Origin of the sequence: Mangrovimonas cancribranchiae (genome assembly GCF_037126245.1) — a bacterium.
Lineage (GTDB): Bacteria > Bacteroidota > Bacteroidia > Flavobacteriales > Flavobacteriaceae > Mangrovimonas > Mangrovimonas cancribranchiae.
The window spans coordinates 489,835-504,224 of the sequence record NZ_CP136925.1 but is presented as its reverse complement, the minus strand read 5'-3'; the positions used below and the strand labels follow the sequence as shown (position 1 = coordinate 504,224).

Below are 14,390 nucleotides of genomic sequence, written 5' to 3'. Positions count from 1 at the left end.
ATTTATTGTTTAATTAACTTTTTATTATGATTTTTGGCGTAGACTAATTCAAATAAAATATAAAATGAAAACAAAGTTTAGTGGAATTCTAACGCTATTTCTAGCGTTTGTTGTGCAACTTTCGTTCGCGCAAGAAAAAACAATTTCAGGAACGATATCCGATGAAAACGGATTACCACTCCCTGGAGTTAATGTTATTGTAAAAGGGACTACTAACGGTACCCAAACAGATTTTGACGGTAATTACTCTATCGGCGCTAACCAAGGCGATGTATTGTCTTATTCTTTTGTAGGTTACACTACTAAAGAAATGGCTGTTGGTGCTTCCAACACTATTAGCTTCGCTATGGAGCCTAATGTTGAAGCTATTGATGAAGTAGTAATTACAGCATTCAATGTTGAACGTACTGCTGATCAAATCACAACATCTAATCAAGTTGTTGATGCTGATGAAATAACTAAAGCTAACAACCCAAACGTTGTGCAAAGTTTAGCTGGTAAGGTTTCTGGTTTACAAATTAACACAACTAATTACGGTGTTGATCAAGATACAAGAATTGTATTTAGAGGGCCTAGATCTATTACAGGTAACAATGAAGCTTTAGTTGTAGTTGATGGTGTTATTCAATCAGCTAACTTTTTAAGCAATTTAAACCCTGAGTTAATTGAATCTGTTAACGCCATAAAAGGTGCGAATGGTGCTGCTTTATATGGGTCTAGAGGTGCAAACGGTGTGTTAATCGTTACCACTAAAAAAGGGGCTGAAGGCAGTAAAATGAGAGTAAACATAAATACATCAACGCAATTTGAATCTGTAGCCTATTTACCAGAAAGACAAACTCTTTACGGTCAAGGATGGGATGGTAACCACTACACTTATGAAAACGGTGGATGGGGACCAAGATATGATGGTTCTTTACAACCTGTAGGTTTACCTGACTATGATGGTAACTTTACTGTTAGACCATACGCTCCAATTGAGGATAATGTTAAAGACTTCTTCACAAACGGTACTACATTTCAAAACTCTGTAGCAATCTCAGGAGGAACAGCAACGTCAAGTACTTCTCTATTTGTTGGTAACCAAAGAACTGAATTCGTGATACCAGGAGATGAACTAAATAGAACAACAGTTAACTTTAAAGCTAATAAAAAATTAGGTAAGTTAACTATAGGTGGTAACGCTTCTTATGTTACAAGAAGTACAAATACAACCTCTAATGCCTTGTATGGTGAATTACTACATACACCAGGTAACGTTGATGTTAATGACTTCTCAACAGGAGATAACAACTTACACTGGAATGGTTATTTTAACTCGCCTTATTGGTATTTAAATAATCAAAGAAGTGACAACGATACTAATAGATTTAATGGTATTGGTGAAATAAAATACGACGTTAATGATAACATTAATGTGGTTTATCGTATCAGTGGTACATTGACTGAAACAACAGGTGAAAGCTACAGAAATGGCTTTACAGATGTCATTCAATTTAGTGGTTCAGACCGTTCTATTTTATCTAGTTATGCCACGTCAAAATCATCTTCTAGATCTATTTACTCTGATTTATTAGTGAATTTTGACTACGACTTATCTGATGATTTCTCGTTACAAGTGTTATTAGGTAACAACATCACAGATAACATGAGTAGCTCTGTTTCTCATAGCGATACAGACTTAACCATTGCTGGTTTCTACAATGCTCAAAACTATACTGGTGTACCAACTACTGGTAACTCAAAAGCAAGATCAAGAACAATAGGTTTATTTGGACAAGTAGACTTAGGCTATAAAGACTTTTTATTCTTATCTGCTACAGGACGAAATGATTGGACTTCTAGATTACATAAAGATAACAGATCGTTCTTCTATCCTAGTGTAGGTTTATCTTTTGTTCCTACAAAAGCTTTCCCATCTATAAAAGGTGATGTATTAGGTTATGCTAAAGTTTCTGCTAACTATGTACAAGTAGGTAATGCAAACGTTGGTACTTATGCTACTGATGTTGTTGGTGTTCAAGCAGGAGGCTATTCTTATGGGGACTTAAACTCGTTTGTTATAAACCCATCTATTACAGATCCTATGATTGAAAATGAATATATCAATTCATTAGAATTTAATCTTGATTTGGAGTTCTTTAAGCGTAGATTAACACTTAGTGGTTCTTATTATAACACAGAAAACAAAAACCAAATTATAGGCGTGCAAGGATCTTCTGCTTCAGGTGTATCTAACCTAACACAGAATATTGGTAAGACTTCTTCTGAAGGATTTGAAGTTGATTTAGGCTTCACACCTATTAGAACAGATAATTTTGAATGGACAAACAATTTAAGTTTTACAACTTATGAAACTAAGGTTGATGAATTAGCAGATGGTGTTAACAGTTTAGCTTTAACAAACTCAGTAGCTGGTATGGCTATCTTTGCTGAAGTAGGACAACCTTTCCCTGTTATTAAAGCAACCAGCTACGAAAGAGATCCTTATGGAAGAGTTCTTATAGATACTGATTCTCCATATAACGCTCCAAGAACAACATCAGAGTTTGTTAATCCACAAAAAACTACTCCAGATTATATTATTAATTATAATACGTCATTCAGCTACAAAGGCTTTACTTTATCCGCTGTAATGGATTACAGAACGGGTCATGTATTTGGATCGTTAACTGCTAGAGAATTAACATGGAGTGGTCATGCCCCTGTAACGGCGCAAAACGGAAGACAACCATTTATTTTCCCTAACTCTGCAATCGAGGTTTCTCCTGGAGTATATGAAGCTAATAATTCTTACACAACTGGTGGGAATACTATGGCTGATTATGTAAACTATTTCTCTGGAGATTATGCCGATGTTGGTGAGAATAATATTTTTGATGCCACAGCATTTAAAGTTAGAGAATTATCTCTTACTTATGAATTTCCAAGCAAGATTTTATCAAACACTAAAATTGATAGATTATCAGTTGGTGTAATTGCTAGAAACCCTATTACAGTTTTCCCTGATGAAAACATTGGTATTGACCCTGAGGTTAACTTTTCTACAGGAAATGCGCAAGGTATTAGTAATACAGCTCAATACCCTTCAACAAGATCTTTTGGTTTTAATGTCAATCTAACATTCTAAAAAAAATGAAAATGAAGAAAATAAAACACATATTTATTCTATCACTTGCACTATTTAGTATTGCAAGTTGTTCAGACTATTTGGATATAAATGAAGATCCAAATAACCCACAAGCAGAAAGTTTAAATCCAGATTTAATACTTCCTGCAGCGTTAACAGGACCTTTTTCGACTTTTACTTCCACAGGAAATTACCTAGGTAATTCCATGATGCAAAACTGGGCTGGAGATGTTACTAGTGTAACTGGTGGTTTTGTAGAAGAATTTACTTTAACTGGTATAGATAATACTTTTTATGCTGGTATTTGGGATGGTTTATTTAGCTCAACAGCTAACTTAACAGCAATTATTAATACAGATTTCCCTAATTATGAAAATCATATTGCTGTAGCCAAAATTATGAGAGCTTTTTACTTTCAATATTTAGTAGACCTTTATGGTGATATTCCTTTTACAGAAATGCACCAATTTCAAGAAAACTTAACTCCAGCTTATGATGATGCTGAAAGTGTTTATAGAGCTCTTTTACAAGATTTAACGGATGCTGTTGATCTTATAAATAATAATACAAATTTAGATACTGAAGAACTAGCCGATGCAGATGTTGTTTTTGCAGGTAATATGGCTATGTGGGAAAAGTTTGCTAACACAATAAAGTTACGTATTCTTTTAAGAGAATCTTTAAGAACTACAGGTGATGCTAGTTTTGTAAGTAATCAAATTGCAGCATTAAGTGGGCAACCTCTTTTAGGAGCTGGAGAAACAGTAACTATTAATCCTGGTTATTCTAATGATGCCGGCAAGCAAAACCCTTACTTTGCTAGTTATGGTGAAGATTCTGGAGGAAACGCAACATTTAACAGAGACTTTATAAGAGCAGCAGATTACGCTGTACAGTTTTTAAATGGTAGTACCAATGGTATATTCGATAACAGAATAAACGGTATTTACGAAGCCGAATCTGGTTTTGCTATTTTAGGTATTGTTCAAGGTGAAACTAATGATACAGCAACTCCAAACTCTGCTCGTATTGGACCATCTCTTGTTATTAGTAGTGAACAAGACGGAATTTTAATGACGTCTTCTGAAAGTTTACTATTACAAGCTGAGGCAGCAGAATATTATGGATTCCCAGGCTCAGGTTTAGATTACTTCCAACAAGCAATTACTGATTCTTTTGCTTTCCATGGTCTTGCTATGGGAACATATATGACTGATATTGAAACCGATAACGGAACCATTGATGGTGAAGGTTTAGGTTGGAATACTACTACAGATAAAAGAGAAGCTATTATGACTCAAAAGTGGATCGCCTTAAATGGAATTAATGGCTTAGAGTCTTTTGTTGAATATACAAGAACTGGTTATCCAGATGTACCGTTAGCAATTAACGCTTCACGTCCAGCAAGATTTATTAGACTTTTATACCCACAATCTGAGTATATCTCTAACTCTGCTAACGTTCCACAACAAAGCAATAGCGATATGTTCTCTGTTCCAGTATTCTGGAATGAATAATTAAAAAAATTCTATAAAAATGAAAAAAATGAAATTTACAAAACTAATTTTAGTCTCGTTCTTAGCATTAGCTTTTACATCTTGTTTAGTTGATGACGAAGAAAATGAACTTAGAGACTTTGACAATACTCCTCAATTTGTACAATTTGAGAGAGATGCTAGATCAGTAAACTTTGTAGTTGATTTAGGTGATGATCAAGATTATAATCTACCAATACTATTATCTAGAGCTAGTTCTAGTAATATTACTGTAACTTGGCATATAGAATCTATGGATCCAGATGTATATCCTGATTATGCTGAAGAAGGTGTTGAGTATGACGTAAATGCCACTTCTCCTATGACAATTGAAGCTGGTGAGACATTTGGAACTATTCCATTAACTGTTCATACTGCTAACTTAGATCCAGACAACGCTAAGTATATTACTGTTGTTATTGACGAGATAAGTGCTTCAGGATACATTATATCTGAAGACTTTAAATCTATCGATTTAACATTACAAGGTATTTGTCAAGCTGATTTAGCAGGAACTTACGTTATGACAAACGATGTTTGTCCTGGTACAAGTCAAGAGGTTCAAATTATTGATAATGGAGATGGTACTTTTGATATCACTGAAGCCGATGGTGGTTTATTGCACATGTGCTCTACTAACGATATAGCAAACCCTGGAACCATTTCAATTTTATGTGGAGGTATTGTAGCAGTAGATACACAACCTGTTTATTGCGGATACGCTGATGGAGCAATAGGATGTATTGATGGCGGTATGTACAATGCTGAGACTGGTACCTTAACCATGGAACATAGTCAATCATTCTTTGGTTGGGCTGGATCAACGTACACCTCAACTTATGTTAAACAATAAAATTTATGAAAATGACAAAATTTAATAATTTAAAATATTTATTGTTAGGAGCTTTTGCAGTATCAATCTACTCTTGTAGTAGTGTAGATAACGACGTTCAAGACTATGATTCTAGCAATAAACCACAAGCTAGTGCCTTAAATAATAGTGCTAGTGCAGCTGAAGGTGAGATTGTAACCTTTACAATTAACCTAGATAAAGCGACCAATAGAGACTCTAATCTTTTTGTAGTAGTAGATGAAGACTCTGAAGCTATAGAGCATGAAGACTTTGAAATTCTTTTAAATGATCAAATTGATCCTGGAGATTGGGGATTACAAGAAGGAGATAAAGTTTTAACTATTCCTGCTTACTCAACTTCTATAGATTTTTCTGTTGAATTATTAGTTGATGATGCTTATGATCTTGATGAAGAAGTAAAACTAAAAGTTTTATCAAGAAGAAATATGGCAGCTTATATTTATGATGAAATCCCATTAACTATTGATGTTACAAATACTGCAGCAGATTATATTACTATGACATTTGATTGGGAGAGAACTTTTACTTATAATGATACTGAATATTCATTATGTGAAGTAGGTTATGATAATGATTTTATTTTAGCTGATGCTGATTTCAATTTATTATCTTACTTAGCAGCTACTGCAGATTGTCCTGAACAAGCAATTATACCTTTATCTTTAGGAGAAGGCGATTTTCACGTGTTCCAAACACTATATGAAAACGCAAGCTTAGATCTTTTAGGTTTAGATTTTAATATTCCTATTACAGTATCTTACCTTAGAGGAGGTACACAGTTATCTGGAAGCTATGTTCAAACAGATGAAAATGCATATGACACTACTCAACCATCAGATCCAGGCTTAGCACTTCCTCCAACGTATGTTATTTCATTTAACATTACAGGAGATGTTGTTACTATTTTTGATGTAACAACAGGTGAAACTTTAGGTTCTGGTAGACAAGCAGAGTTAGGTTCTTTACTAACAGGTTTTTCAAATTTACCTGCTAGAAACAAATAAAATCTTTTTTATAAAAAGATAAAAAAGCGACTGAAATTTTCAGTCGCTTTTTTTATACCTTTACCCCATGGAAAAAAACACTCAAATATTTGGTTTACGTGCTATTATTGAAGCCATAGAATCTGGAAAAACAGTTGATAAGCTTTTTATCCAAAAAGGCTTACAAGGCGAATTATATAAAGAGTTACATGATCTCGTTAAAAAAGAAAATATTTCCTATAGCGTAGTTCCTGTTGAAAAATTAAATAGACTCTCACATAAAAACCATCAGGGTGTTGTTGCGCAAATCTCACCTATCGACTTTTATGATTTAGACAACTTGGTTATGAGTGTTATAGAATCTGGAAAAACACCTCTATTTTTATTGTTAGACCAACTAAGCGATGTTAGAAACTTTGGTGCTATTATAAGAACTGCCGAATGTACAGGGGTTAATGGTATTATTATTCAGAAAAAAGGTGGCGCTCCAGTAAATGCCGACACAATTAAAACAAGTGCTGGTGCAGTTTTTAAAATCCCCATTTGTAAAGTAGATCATATTAAAGATGCTGTATTTCATTTACAGGCTTCTGGTATAAAAGTGGTAGCTGCTACTGAAAAAACAGATAATTTTATTTATGATGTTTCCTTTAAAGAACCTACAGGTATTATAATGGGTGCTGAAGGCAAAGGTATTTCCCCTTCGGTTTTAAAAGCTGTAGATGAAAAAGCAAAACTACCATTGCTTGGCGATATAGAGTCTTTAAATGTTTCTGTAGCTTGTGGTGCCTTTTTGTATGAAGTAGTTAGACAAAGACATTAGTCCTTATTGTCTTCTTTAAAAATATAATTTACCCTATAAGAAGAGTTTTCATCTGTTTCAAATTCTTCTTCTGGTAGTGTTTCAATAAAATTACCGTCTTCATCAAAATGCTTTAAAAATGGGTCATCATCTTCGTTATACTCAGGATCTTCCCACTCATATTTAACTGGTTTTGCTATCTTATTTCTAAAAATAAAAGCAAACAATAATCCTGTAATTAACCCCGACAAGTGTCCTTCCCAAGACATTTGCTCTTTAACTGGAAAAATGTACCATAACATGCTTCCGTAAAGAAAAACAACTAATAAAGACAAAGCAATAAGTCTAAAGTGTTTAGCAAAAACACCCTTAAAAAAAGTAAAACTCACCAATACATAAATTACGCCACTTGCTCCAATATGGTAAGATGGTCGTCCTATAAGCCAAGTTAGCAAACCCGAAAGCAGAACTCCATAAACAATTACGTTCCATGCAATGTCTTTGTAGAAAAAAAACATGGCAGCAGTTAAAACAAATAAGGGTATGGTATTATGATATAAGTGCGTAATATTGGAATGTATAAAAGGGCTGAATACAATACCCTTTAAACCAGACAACGATTGTGGATAAACACCTAAAAACGTAAAATCTAAACCAAATCTAATCTCAACCCAAAACACCACCCAAATAATTAAAACAAATAATATAGGGTAAAGTACTACACCATTGGTAAACTTAAAATTGTCGTCATGTAAGTGATTCATATTAACTTTATAAGCAAAAGGTAATCCAATATAGACTGATGTGATAAAATGTCAGTAATCAACATCTTTTAATTCCACTTAAATTACATTATTTTTACCACATGAACGAACCATTGGCAGAACGATTACGACCAAAATCTTTGGAAGACTATATTAGTCAGAAACATCTTGTGGGTGACAAAGGTGTATTAACCAAACATATCGAGCAAGGTATTATTCCATCTATGATTTTTTGGGGACCACCAGGAACAGGTAAAACGACCTTGGCTAACATTATTGCCGAACAATCAAAAAGACCATTTTACACACTTAGCGCCATAAATTCTGGAGTAAAAGATGTTCGAGAAGTTATTGAAAAGGCAAAAAATAGTGGTGGCTTGTTTACAACTAAAAACCCTATTCTATTTATTGATGAAATTCATAGATTTAGTAAATCGCAACAAGATTCCTTATTACAAGCTGTTGAAAAAGGCTGGGTTACTTTAATTGGTGCCACAACAGAAAACCCAAGCTTTGAAGTGATTCCTGCCCTACTTTCACGATGTCAAGTTTATATTTTAAATGCTTTTGAAAAAACCGATTTAGAAGCCCTTTTAACGCGTGCAATTGAAAAAGATGAACAACTAGCTAAAAAAAACATCACCCTTAAAGAAACCGATGCTTTATTACGTCTTTCTGGTGGTGATGCTAGGAAACTACTTAATATTTTTGAATTAATCATTACATCGGAAACCGCAGAAGAAATTACAATAACAAACGAATTTGTTTTAAATAAAGTACAAAGTAATACCGTACGTTACGATAAAACGGGCGAGCAACATTACGATATCATTTCAGCTTTTATAAAATCTATTCGTGGTAGCGACCCCAATGGAGCTGTTTACTGGTTGGCAAGAATGATTGAAGGTGGTGAAGATGTTAAATTTATAGCTAGACGCTTGTTAATTTTAGCAAGTGAAGATATTGGAAATGCTAATCCTACAGCATTAGTAATTGCTAATAATACATTTCAAGCTGTTTCGGTTATAGGCAACCCAGAATCTAGAATTATTTTAAGCCAATGTGCCACTTACCTAGCCTGCTCGCCTAAAAGTAATACTGCATATCAAGCTATTAATTCGGCACAAGCTATGGTTAAACAAACAGGCGATTTAAGTGTACCTCTTGAAATTAGAAATGCGCCAACTAAATTAATGAAAGATTTAGGCTATGGCGATAATTATAAATACGCCCATAATTACAATAATAATTTTGCTGAACAAGAATTTCTTCCCAAAGAAATTACTGGAGAGAAATTTTACGAACCAGGTAATAATGCAAGAGAAAATGCCCAACGTGACTTTTTAAAAAAACGTTGGAAAAATAAATACGGCTATTAAAACTTAAGGTCTATAACTTTAACCTGTAAGTCTCCAGTATTTAATTGCTCTGCTTTAACCCAATTACCATTAAGCTTATAAACAACTGCATTTTTATCTTTAATCATATAAATATCTTCCTTTCCTGTATATAATAATGTAAAGGCTTTTTCGCCATTGGTAAAAACATCGTAAGAGAACACCCCATTGGAATTAAGTTTAGCTTGATACACTAAAGCTGAATCGGTTGTTTTTGAAGGTGCTGCCTCTTTTGCTACTTGAGTTGTTGTAGCTATATCTACATTAACAGTATTATTTATTGGTTTTGATTTATCTTCTTTTAATTGCTTAATCTCAGCTTTGAGTTGTTTTACCTCTTCACTATCGCTTTTGTTATCCTCTGGCAATGGTTCGTAAGCGTATTGTAACATATCTATAGACACAAAAGCATCTCTAAGTGCTTTATTGTAAGCTACAACATATTTTTTTTCTCTACTCTGTCCTAATTTAGATTCGTAAACGATATCCTTTTTGCAGTCCTTTAAAACTACTTTTAATTTGGTTAAAAACAGACCACCATCTTTTTCTACATTGCTGTACAAGGCTAAACATCCGTTTTTTTGCAAGTCTTCTGGGTACTCATCGCCTTCCATAATTGCAGTAAAACCATATTTTTCGAATAAAAACTGTGATAAAGAATTTAATCGGTACTTATCAGGTTCACCTAAAAAGTCATAACTCTTAGGAACGACAACATATTTATAATTATTTATATTTTTTTGTGTGTAAGCTGATAATGTTAAAAACAGCGTTAACAATAATAAACAAGTCCTTTTCATGTAAAATATTTTAATTGTAAGTATAGTATTTATAAGTAATCCTTTAACTCTTGTAAACTCGTAATTTGTTTAATACCATTATCTACAGAAGTATTGTTTAAGTTATAAAAAATAGCATCAATGCCAACATTTAATGCGCCATAAATATCAGCTTCTAAATTATCACCTATCATAATGCTTTGCTCTGGTGAAGTATTTGCTAATGTTATAGCATGATTAAAAATTTTCGAGTTTGGTTTTTTCACACCAACAGATTCAGAATCTGTTACCGATTTAAAGAAAACGTCTATTTTAGAATTGACTAGTTTTTTTCGTTGTACTTGATTAAAACCGTTGGTAATAATATGCAATTGGTAGTCTTTTGATAAATAATGTAATATCTCTACAGCGTTATTAAAAAGATGATTATAAGTAGATAAATACGTAATATAATCGTCTGAAAGTTTATTTATAGTCGTTTCATGAACTTGTAACTTAAGTATAGTAAACGTATCCTGTAACCTATTAAATCTAAGGTTTTTCTTATCTATTTTTTCTTCACGGTATAGTTTCCAATATTGAAAATTTATGGGTTCATATACAGAGACAAACTCATCTAAATCTACTTCAATATCATTTATTTTAAATATTTTATCAAAAGTTAGCTTTGAGTTTTTATCAAAATCCCAAAGTGTATGATCTAAATCAAAAAAAACATCGGTTATTCCGTTAAGCTTCATATTTCGAATCTAACATTAAATTAAAAAGTTCTTTAAATCCTTGCCAACGTTCTATTTCACTAAACGTGTAATTATGAAAAACTGGTGCAAACTCACCTTTTACTGCCTTAATTTCTTTAATTAATTCATTAATGGCTTTTTTCTTATCTAATTGCGAATGAATTTTTAATAAGGCATAATCCATTAAATGATAAGGATGAACCTTTAGTGGGGTTTGTATTTCATAATCTAAGTCATAAAAGTAGAATGGCGTACATGTTCCGGCTCGAAACCCTAAATGATTAACATAGCCCATCGTATAATCTTCAAAAATCTCTAAGTCCACCAAATTACGGTAAGCCTCTGGCAAATTAAGCTTTGAAAACGATTGTCTAGAAGCTGACAACGATGTGTTTAATATAGACTCCATTCGTATTTTTTCTTTCTTTAGAATACTACTATTCTCTAAAGCAAAATATGATGCTTTTAGACCAACATGACAATAATCTGCCACGTGTTTTATTAATGAAATATATTGCTTTTTTTGTGCGCTAACACCTTTATCAAAAGTTGAATAATCACCAATTAAAAAGAAAAATTGAAATTTAAAATCGTACTGTTTCTGTTTGTTCAGAATGTACTTATAGGTATCGTAAGGATCATGGCGTAAACCAAACAAAACTAAAAACCTTAAGTAGAGTTTTTTTAACTTAAAATTCACTAAGTCTTTTAAGGTTCCTCCTATGGTTCTTAGCAATCCTTTCTGTTTAAAATCGTAAGGTGAAGGAACGTCTATTATGGGTTTAATATCGTAACTCTTTTCAGGAAATTGAAATTCCGGAAACTGTTTTTGTAACACAGTTTTTAACTTGTAAGACCAAATATCTACAACTGGTTGATGTAAAAAATCGTGCTTAAAAGCTAGACTTTCGGTGGCTGTAAAACGACCATACTCATCTTTTACATGTGGTAAATACTCTTCATATCGACTTAACAAATAAAATGTTGCTGCAAAAATATCAAAAGGTAAGGTGCTTTTTTCCGTTGTGGAAAAAAAACCTTTTGTATCATCCCAATCTTGAACATAAAAATCTAAATCAGATAATCCTTGTTCAAATAGCAATTCATGGCTTCTTACAAAAACTTCACTGCTTAATGGCTGTTTTGTATAAGACATTTTTATACTATTATGTGCAATAAACTCCTCTACTTTTGTCGTGAAGTTTACAGGAACACCTAAAACACGTGTACAAATATGCTTAAAAGCATAGGTTAATCGCGGTGTGATTTTATGAGTATAAACTAATAGCATTAAAAGTATTTATATAACACCTTCATCGGCAAAGCTAAAGTAAGCATTTTCGGTTACGATAAGATGATCTAGTACTTTAATATCTAAACTTTGTCCTGCTTCTTTTAACTTTTGTGTTATCTGTTTATCTGCCGCACTTGGCTTTAACGTTCCCGAAGGATGGTTATGAGTTAAAATTATAGCTGTTGCACCACATTCCAAGGCTGTTTTCATAACCAAACGCACATCAACCAGAGTTCCGGTAATACCACCTTTGCTTAACTGAAGTTTCTGTAAAACTTTATTAGAATTGTTTAAATAAATAATCCAGAATTCTTCGTGTGGTAATTCGCCTATTATGGGTTGCATTAATTCGAATACTGAAATACTGGAGGTTATTTTTTTTCGTTTTAAAGCATCTTCTCCCCTACGTCGTCTTCCTAATTCCATGGCAGCAGCAATACTTATAGCCTTAGCTTCGCCTATTCCTTTAAATGCCATTAATTGCTTTAAAGATAGTTTTCCTAATTCGTTTAAGTTATTGTCTACACTTGCTAGAATACGTTTACAAAGCTCTACAGCACTTTCTTCTCGACTACCTGAACCTATGAGAATAGCCACCAACTCGGCATCGCTTAATACAGATTTTCCTTTATCGCGTAGCTTTTCTCTTGGTTGATCATCTTGATTCCAATGCTTTATAGAAAACGAACTAGTTTTATCAGTCATTTTATAAATATAAATATTGTATTTTTATAAATCAACTTACAGGACATTCTAAATTGGCGTATCCACCTAAAATTCATCAAGATAACAACAAAGCTCACATGATTGCCATGATGGCGAAATTTCCTCTAGCTACACTTATCTCGGTAAAAAATGATGAGCCAGTTGTTACACATTTACCGCTTATTTATAATGACAACAAGCTTATTGGACATGTAGATAAGTTTAATCCCCAAGCCGAATTATTAAAAGATAACCAGCCTGTTACTATTATTTTTTCTGGACCGCAATGCTACATTTCTCCTAGCATGTACAAAACCGAACAACTCCCTACTTGGAACTACGTAAAAGTGCATTTAAAAGGAATAGCTACGGAAATTACGGATGCAGATAAAATTAAACAAAGTATGATTAACATGACCACCTTTTTAGAGCCTGAAAATGCCTATATTTTAAAAGCCGACAACCCAAAAATGGAAGCTTATTTACCCTACGTAAAAGGGTTTGAAATAACCATTTCGCATTGGGAAGGCAAGTTTAAACTCTCCCAAAACCGCAACACAGAAGATTTTGAATTAGCTAAACAAGAACTCATAAAACAGCATCAAAAAAGTATTGAAAAGTTTTTGAACAAGATGTTTTAGTTTAGCTTAATCTAAATTATCATCAATTAGTTCTGAACAAAACCTATCATTTAAGCTAACTATCTTTTTAATCAAAATCCTTCTGTTCTAGTTCAAAAAGCTCTTCAACTCTCTTACTAAGGTACTTTGCTATTTTTAGAGACAACATTGTTGACGGAACATAACGACTGGATTCAATAGATATGATTGTTTGACGAGATACATTAAGTAATTCGGCTAGTTTCTCTTGTGTTAATCCTTTATCTTTTCTTATTACCTTAACATTATTCTTCATGTTTGTAAATTTCAAAGTGAAGAATGTAATTAAAACGTGTAATGTATGTTAACCAAAAAATGAAAATTGTTGCAATAAAAAATAACATTAAACCAGCATCTTTTGGCGGATTTTTCATTAAACCAACCCAAATTAAGCCTATAGTTATAATTACAATTTGTAATAAAGCAGCAAACTGAAAAGACTCTAATCGTATATTTTTTATCATTTCATCTTCTATTTTTTCTTTAGAAAATGCCAAAGCATAAAGACCAAACATAAAAGAGAAAAAGCCAAGAATTGCAAAACTTATATTCAATAAGGTCGGATTTGTAAGTCCAATAATTTTTGAAAAACTTGATATCCACCCCTTCTGCATGACTAACCAAAGAAAAAATCCAATTGGTGCTATAATTAGCCCCATTTTTTTAAAACGATGTGGTAGAAGTTTAAACATAATATTATTTTTTGTAAAGTTTTCTTTACGTAAAGT

Annotated in this window: 14 protein-coding genes; 7 read left to right on the top strand and 7 right to left on the bottom strand. The window is 32.8% G+C overall.

Going from position 1 to position 14,390, the window contains the following annotated elements; all coding sequences use genetic code 11:
- The first annotated feature begins 64 nt into the window (after positions 1–64).
- The 5 genes from R3L15_RS02230 (at position 65) to rlmB (ending at position 7,345) form a co-directional block, all read left to right on the top strand.
- Positions 65–3,130: a SusC/RagA family TonB-linked outer membrane protein gene (locus R3L15_RS02230; protein ID WP_338732987.1), complete on the top strand. Its 3,066-nt coding sequence runs from the start codon at positions 65–67 to the stop codon at positions 3,128–3,130.
- An 11-nt stretch (positions 3,131–3,141) separates the two neighbouring features.
- The gene (locus tag R3L15_RS02225) at positions 3,142–4,647 is read left to right on the top strand and encodes a SusD/RagB family nutrient-binding outer membrane lipoprotein (protein WP_338732986.1); all 1,506 of its coding nucleotides are present in this window, start codon (positions 3,142–3,144) and stop codon (positions 4,645–4,647) included.
- 19 nt (positions 4,648–4,666) lie between these two features.
- Complete coding sequence (locus tag R3L15_RS02220) at positions 4,667–5,518, top strand: hypothetical protein (RefSeq protein WP_338732985.1); 852 nt, start codon at positions 4,667–4,669, stop codon at positions 5,516–5,518.
- 5 nt (positions 5,519–5,523) lie between these two features.
- Positions 5,524–6,543, top strand: coding sequence for a hypothetical protein (locus tag R3L15_RS02215; RefSeq protein ID WP_338732984.1), 1,020 nt, complete (start codon positions 5,524–5,526; stop codon positions 6,541–6,543).
- A 67-nt stretch (positions 6,544–6,610) separates the two neighbouring features.
- Positions 6,611–7,345 carry a 23S rRNA (guanosine(2251)-2'-O)-methyltransferase RlmB gene (gene rlmB / locus R3L15_RS02210; protein WP_338732983.1) on the top strand — a complete coding sequence of 245 codons (735 nt, stop codon included), beginning with the start codon at positions 6,611–6,613 and terminating at the stop codon, positions 7,343–7,345.
- Here the strand turns inward: rlmB and R3L15_RS02205 are convergent.
- Positions 7,342–8,088: a rhomboid family intramembrane serine protease gene (locus R3L15_RS02205; protein ID WP_338732982.1), complete on the bottom strand. Its 747-nt coding sequence runs from the start codon at positions 8,086–8,088 to the stop codon at positions 7,342–7,344. The genes rlmB and R3L15_RS02205 overlap by 4 nt on opposite strands.
- Positions 8,089–8,189: 101 nt before the next feature.
- On the opposite strand from R3L15_RS02205, the gene R3L15_RS02200 reads away from it, so the two are divergent.
- Entirely contained in the window at positions 8,190–9,467 is a 1,278-nt protein-coding gene (locus R3L15_RS02200; RefSeq protein ID WP_338732981.1) for a replication-associated recombination protein A, read from the top strand.
- Here R3L15_RS02200 and R3L15_RS02195 read toward each other — a convergent pair.
- Genes R3L15_RS02195 through radC form a run of 4 tightly spaced genes read right to left on the bottom strand, consistent with a single transcriptional unit; the run spans position 9,464 to position 13,003 of the window.
- Positions 9,464–10,285 carry a hypothetical protein gene (locus tag R3L15_RS02195; protein ID WP_338732980.1) on the bottom strand — a complete coding sequence of 274 codons (822 nt, stop codon included), beginning with the start codon at positions 10,283–10,285 and terminating at the stop codon, positions 9,464–9,466. The two genes, R3L15_RS02200 and R3L15_RS02195, sit on opposite strands and share 4 nt — an antisense overlap.
- Before the next feature lie 29 nt (positions 10,286–10,314).
- Entirely contained in the window at positions 10,315–11,004 is a 690-nt protein-coding gene (locus R3L15_RS02190; protein WP_338732979.1) for a YjjG family noncanonical pyrimidine nucleotidase, read from the bottom strand.
- Positions 10,994–12,295 carry a polysaccharide deacetylase family protein gene (locus R3L15_RS02185; RefSeq protein ID WP_338732977.1) on the bottom strand — a complete coding sequence of 434 codons (1,302 nt, stop codon included), beginning with the start codon at positions 12,293–12,295 and terminating at the stop codon, positions 10,994–10,996. The genes R3L15_RS02190 and R3L15_RS02185 overlap by 11 nt, the downstream gene beginning before the upstream one ends.
- 9 nt (positions 12,296–12,304) lie before the next feature.
- Positions 12,305–13,003 (bottom strand): DNA repair protein RadC, encoded by a 699-nt coding sequence (gene radC / locus R3L15_RS02180; protein WP_338732975.1) that lies wholly within the window; start codon positions 13,001–13,003, stop codon positions 12,305–12,307.
- A gap of 53 nt (positions 13,004–13,056) precedes the next feature.
- Between radC and R3L15_RS02175 the strand changes: the two genes are divergently transcribed.
- Positions 13,057–13,644, top strand: a complete 588-nt coding sequence (locus R3L15_RS02175; protein WP_338732974.1) for an FMN-binding negative transcriptional regulator — start codon at positions 13,057–13,059, stop codon at positions 13,642–13,644.
- Between the two features lie 67 nt (positions 13,645–13,711).
- Here R3L15_RS02175 and R3L15_RS02170 read toward each other — a convergent pair whose 3' ends face one another.
- Entirely contained in the window at positions 13,712–13,918 is a 207-nt protein-coding gene (locus R3L15_RS02170) for a helix-turn-helix transcriptional regulator (RefSeq protein WP_338732973.1), read from the bottom strand.
- Positions 13,908–14,354, bottom strand: coding sequence for a hypothetical protein (locus tag R3L15_RS02165; RefSeq protein WP_338732972.1), 447 nt, complete (start codon positions 14,352–14,354; stop codon positions 13,908–13,910). Before R3L15_RS02165 ends, R3L15_RS02170 begins: the two co-directional genes overlap by 11 nt.
- Positions 14,355–14,390: the final 36 nt, after the last annotated feature.

Excerpts from the sequence above, each read along its gene's own strand:
- R3L15_RS02220 (WP_338732985.1), top strand. The coding sequence starts at position 4,667 with ATGAAAAAAATGAAATTTACAAAACTAATTTTAGTCTCGTTCTTAGCA.
- R3L15_RS02205 (WP_338732982.1), bottom strand. The coding sequence starts at position 8,088 with ATGAATCACTTACATGACGACAATTTTAAGTTTACCAATGGTGTAGTA.
- R3L15_RS02195 (WP_338732980.1), bottom strand. The coding sequence starts at position 10,285 with ATGAAAAGGACTTGTTTATTATTGTTAACGCTGTTTTTAACATTATCA.
- rlmB (WP_338732983.1), top strand. The coding sequence starts at position 6,611 with ATGGAAAAAAACACTCAAATATTTGGTTTACGTGCTATTATTGAAGCC.
- R3L15_RS02200 (WP_338732981.1), top strand. The coding sequence starts at position 8,190 with ATGAACGAACCATTGGCAGAACGATTACGACCAAAATCTTTGGAAGAC.
- R3L15_RS02190 (WP_338732979.1), bottom strand. The coding sequence starts at position 11,004 with ATGAAGCTTAACGGAATAACCGATGTTTTTTTTGATTTAGATCATACA.
- R3L15_RS02165 (WP_338732972.1), bottom strand. The coding sequence starts at position 14,354 with ATGTTTAAACTTCTACCACATCGTTTTAAAAAAATGGGGCTAATTATA.
- R3L15_RS02185 (WP_338732977.1), bottom strand. The coding sequence starts at position 12,295 with ATGCTATTAGTTTATACTCATAAAATCACACCGCGATTAACCTATGCT.
- R3L15_RS02170 (WP_338732973.1), bottom strand. The coding sequence starts at position 13,918 with ATGAAGAATAATGTTAAGGTAATAAGAAAAGATAAAGGATTAACACAA.
- R3L15_RS02225 (WP_338732986.1), top strand. The coding sequence starts at position 3,142 with ATGAAGAAAATAAAACACATATTTATTCTATCACTTGCACTATTTAGT.
- R3L15_RS02230 (WP_338732987.1), top strand. The coding sequence starts at position 65 with ATGAAAACAAAGTTTAGTGGAATTCTAACGCTATTTCTAGCGTTTGTT.
- R3L15_RS02215 (WP_338732984.1), top strand. The coding sequence starts at position 5,524 with ATGAAAATGACAAAATTTAATAATTTAAAATATTTATTGTTAGGAGCT.
- radC (WP_338732975.1), bottom strand. The coding sequence starts at position 13,003 with ATGACTGATAAAACTAGTTCGTTTTCTATAAAGCATTGGAATCAAGAT.